The organism is Streptomyces synnematoformans (assembly GCF_039531005.1).
GTDB lineage: Bacteria > Actinomycetota > Actinomycetes > Streptomycetales > Streptomycetaceae > Streptomyces > Streptomyces synnematoformans.
In genome coordinates, this window is record NZ_BAAAPF010000551.1 from 1 (window position 1) to 2,528 (window position 2,528).

Genomic DNA, 2,528 nt, shown 5'->3' on the forward strand with positions numbered 1-2,528 from the left:
GGCCGCGGGCGGCGTGCGGGGTGCGGCCGACGCTCAGGGCCGCCGTCGTACGGAGCCGGGCCGCGCGCAGCGCCGGGCCCAGCGCCGTCGCCGCGACGAGGGCGAGGACGGCGGCCGGCACCGCGACGTCGACCCAGAGCGGGATCAGGATCCGCCCCGTGCCGTACGCGCTCGCCACCTCGCCCATCAGCGGTACGGACAGCGCGTTGCCCGCCAGCGCGCCCAGCACCGCGCCCGCCGCCGCCGGGATCGCCGCCTGCGCCACGTACGCCCGGCCGACCTGCGGCGGCGTGAAGCCCAGCGACTTCAGCACGCCGATCCGCCGGGTCGCGGCGCCCACCGCGCCGCTGACGACGATGCTCACGATCAGCACCGACATGGCCAGCCCCAGCAGCGCGAAGGCGACGACGAACGGGATGAAGGCGGCGGTGTCCCCCTCCGCGAGTTGCTTGACGTCCAGGTACGACTGCGACCCCGTCAGCGCCCCCGCGGGTGCCGCGGCGGCCACCGCCTTCCGCCCGGCCTCGACGCCGGCGCGAGAGCCGGCGTCGTCGAGGCGGTAGAGCATCTGCCGCTCCGGGCGGGGGCTGCCGGGTGCGGTCAGCTCCCGAAGCTGCTCGGGTACGACCCATCCGGCCGCGCTCTCGCCCACCGACTCGGCGATGCCGACGATCGTGAGCGTCGCGCCGTCCGGCACGCCGTCGACCGTGACGCGCGCACCGGGCACCATGTCCGGGGCCCGTGCGCCCGCCTCGACCACCAACTCGCCGGGCCTCTCCGCCCAGCGGCCTTCCGTGACGTCCACGTCGTCCACCCGCCCGCCGGCGGGCGCCCGCCCGGCCACCGTCAGCGGCGGCGACACGGCCCCGGCGGGCGCGCCGGCCACGTGCAGGCGCAGCGAGGTGACCGCGTACGGGCCGGCCGCCGCGGCCACGCCGTCGGCGCGGGCGGTGGCGCGCAGTTGCGCGTCCGTGGCCTTCTCCGCGTCGAACTGCCCCGTGAGGTGGGCGCCGTGCTGCCGCGCGAAGGCGTCGTCGAAGGGGGCCCGCGAGGCGACGAGCAGTCCGGCCGCCAGGACGGCGGCGGCGACGGTCAGCAGCGTCGTCAGCAGCATGACAGCGGTCTGTACGCGGCGCCGGCCCACCCCGGCGCGCACCACTCGGCCCAGGGCGCTCACCGGGCGGTCCCGGGGCGGTCGCCGTACGCGCCGTGCGCGGCGGGAGCGGCGGACGTGCCGTACGGGCCGGGCGTGCCGGGCGGCGGCAGCGCGCCCGTTTCCCACCCGGCCGCGCTGTCCCGCGCGATCCGGCCGTCCACCAGCTCCACCGTCCGCGTCGCGCACGACTCCGCGAGCGTCAGGTCGTGCGTCACCAGCACGATCGTCTGCCCGTCGGCGTGCAGCTCGCGCAGCAGCTCGCGGACCTCCGCGCCCGACGCGGTGTCCAGCGCCCCCGTGGGCTCGTCCGCGAGCAGCAGCGACGGGCGATTCATCAGCGCCCGGGCCACCGCGACGCGCTGCCGCTCGCCGCCCGACAGCCGGCCGGGGTACGCGCGGGCGTGCCGTTCGATGCCGAGGTACGCCAGCAGTTCGGCGGCCCGGGCGGCGGCGCCGGCCCGCGGCAGGCCGGCCAACTGGGCCGGCAGCAGCACGTTGTCGGCGACGGTCAGGTCGTCGAGCAGGTTGAAGAACTGGAACACTATGCCGATCGCCGCCCGCCGGTACTTCGCCGACGCGCTCTCGCCCAGCTCGTCCACCCGCAGGCCGTCGACGGTGACGGTGCCGGCGTCCGGGCGGTCCAGGCCGGCGACGAGGTTGAGCAGCGTCGACTTGCCGCTGCCGGACGGCCCCAGCACGGCCAGCGCCTCCCCGGTGCGTACGGTCAGGGTCAGGTCGTCCAGCGCGGGCGGGCCGTCGTCGTACGTCCTGCTGACGCCGCGCAGGTCGATGAGGACCCCGGCGCCGCGGCCGGCCTCCTCGGCGGCTCCGGCCCCGGCCGCGACCGCGGTCACGGATGCGGCTCCTGCTGCGGGTTCGGCTTCTGCTGCGTGCGGTTCAGCGGCCATGGCCCGGGTCCCTCCCCAGCTCGGCGGTCGGCGTGCGGCCCGACGCTAAGCGCGGCGGCCACGCGGGCACGTCGGCCGCGGTGCGGAAGGTCCGTACCGCATCCGGCCGACGGCGGGCGGCGTCATCCCCGCGGCGTAGGCGCCGGGCGGACGGGAGGTGGGCCGCGCGGGGGATCCGGCGGCGGCGGGCGGGTTGGCACACTGAACCGGTGACGGCGAGGGCGGGTGCGGGCATCGGTCGGTACGGGCGGGTACGCGGGCTGTTCGCGCGGGGGCGTACGGGCGGGGGCGCGCCGGCGTACGGGGCCGGCGGGACGGACGGGTGGACGGGTGACGGCCCGGCGGATCGGGACCCGGGCGGTCCGGCGGGCCGGGCGAAGCGCCGGCAGCGGGGCCGCGGGGCGGGTCCCGGGAGCGGGAGCGGGGCGGCCCGGAGGCTGCGCCGGGCCGTGGCCCGCGCGGCG

The 2,528-nt window shown here is 78.8% G+C and carries 2 protein-coding genes; both read right to left on the reverse strand.

The window, feature by feature from the left end; all coding sequences use genetic code 11:
• On the reverse strand, positions 1-1,114 hold a 1,114-nt coding region (locus ABD317_RS35845; protein ID WP_344296051.1), incomplete at its 3' end, for an FtsX-like permease family protein.
• A 59-nt stretch (positions 1,115-1,173) separates the two neighbouring features.
• Entirely contained in the window at positions 1,174-2,010 is an 837-nt protein-coding gene (locus tag ABD317_RS35850; protein ID WP_344296054.1) for an ABC transporter ATP-binding protein, read from the reverse strand.
• Positions 2,011-2,528 lie beyond the last annotated feature (518 nt).